Annotated in this window: 1 protein-coding gene; it reads right to left on the bottom strand. The window is 74.6% G+C overall.

Annotation, left to right across the window (positions count from 1 at the left end; all coding sequences use genetic code 11):
- The coding region (locus tag CCN42_RS45310; protein ID WP_245877664.1) for a protein kinase at window positions 1–1653 on the bottom strand (1653 nt) is incomplete at its 3' end.
- Between the last annotated feature and the right edge of the window lie 17 nt (window positions 1654–1670).

Genomic DNA, 1670 nt, shown 5'->3' with positions numbered 1-1670 from the left:
GTCGGGGAGGGGGCCGGCGGTGTGCCACAGGGCGAGGGCGCGATCGTAGAGGTCGCGGGCCTGCCGGGGGGCCTGCCCGTCGGCCTGCGCCACCAGGCGCTCACACTCGACCAGGTCGAAGGCGTCCGCGCTGGTGTGCAGGGCATAGCCGTCGGGAAGGGTGGCGACGGCGGCGCCGGGGCCCAGGTGCTCGCGGAGCCGGGACACCAGTGTGCCGAGGACGGCCAAGGCCTCCCTCGGCTCGTCGCCGCGGCTCCACAGGCCCGCCCGGAGTTCGTCGTGGGTGACCGTGCGGCCGTGCTTGAGGAGGAGCATGGTGAGCACGGCGCGTGTGTCGCGGGGCACTTCGGGGTCGCTGCCGAACGGTCCCAGGACGCGGTAGTGACGCAGGCTGTGCGACCTGTGGGCGCTGGGCAGCAGGCTCGGGTCCGGCAGCGGATCCCGCTGGTCCGTCCGCTGGTTGAAGAAGTCCGCGTAGGTCTGCCGCCAACTCGGCGGGAGATTCCCGAGCCGTCCGGGATCCACGGGCCCGGGGAGCTTGTAGGAGCCAGACGCCAGCAGGAGGAGCATCTCGTGCAGCCGGCGTCGATCCGCTGCCGCGTCGGAGGCCCGCCCCGGCGGGAACAGGACCAGCTTGACGGTGCCGTCGGGCAGCAGCATCACCCGTGACATGCCGAGCCGGCCGTGGGTGAGGCCCGCGTCGTGCAGCGCCGTGAGGGCGGTCGTGACGTGCGTGGCGACCGCGGTGAAGAGCGGCACTGGAAGCCGGTACCCGTTCGGCGCCGCCAGGCAGTTCAGGGGGATGCCGTCCAGGTGCTCCATGACGACGTACGGGATGTCGTCCTCGATGCCGGAATCGTGGACCGCCACCAATCCCGGGTGACGGAAGTCGCGCAGCAGCCGCGTGTCCCGTAGGAACGCTCCCCGCCAGTCCGGGTCGGTGGTCCGGCCGTGCAGCCGGACCACCACGGTCCGGTTCGCCTCGGTGTCCTCGGCCTGCCATGCCGTCCCGGCCTCATCGAGCCGCCGTAGCAGCCGGTACCGGGCACCCACTCCTGGCGGGACCGACACGCTGCCCCCGGTCAGCTGCCGCACGCTCTCCTCGCCGACCGAGGCGAACGCCTCGTCCTCCACCGCGGTGCGTGTGCCGCCCTCCGCTGGCGTCGACGCCACGAACTCGCCCGGGGCCCGGCCCGCGCGGGTGTCGATCAGACCGCCGACCCGCTCCAGGAGGTCCGTGGTGCGGCCGCGCGCGGTGCGGGGCAGGCCGCGCAGGAGGAGGTCGCGGACGCCGGGTCGGAAGGCGTAGGAGCCAGGTGGGCCGGGGACGGTGGTGAGCATGCCGCTGAGGATGACCTCGGCGAGGTGCCGGGGGCGCGGGTCCGGTTCCAGGGCGGCCTGGACGAGCCGCATCACGGGCAGGTCGGGGCGGCCGACGGCGAGGTGGCCGGCCAGGCGGAAGGCCTCGGGGGAGGCGGTCGCGCGGAAGCGGAGGACGAGTTCCTCGGGGGTGAGGTGGGTGATGTCCGCGCGGTCGTCGAGGGGCGGGGGTGTGCTGCCCAGGCGCGCCACCGCCGCCGGGTGGCCGGTGCCGCCGGGGCTCGCGAGGAGGGCCGCCCAGTTCGCCAGCCAGTCCGGTTCGGGTTCCAGCACGGGGAGGGGGAGGGCGT

Source organism: Streptomyces glaucescens (assembly GCF_002154375.1).
GTDB classification, from domain to species: domain Bacteria; phylum Actinomycetota; class Actinomycetes; order Streptomycetales; family Streptomycetaceae; genus Streptomyces; species Streptomyces glaucescens.
The sequence above is the reverse complement of the archived record's forward strand: the minus strand, read 5'-3'. Positions and strand labels throughout refer to the sequence as shown.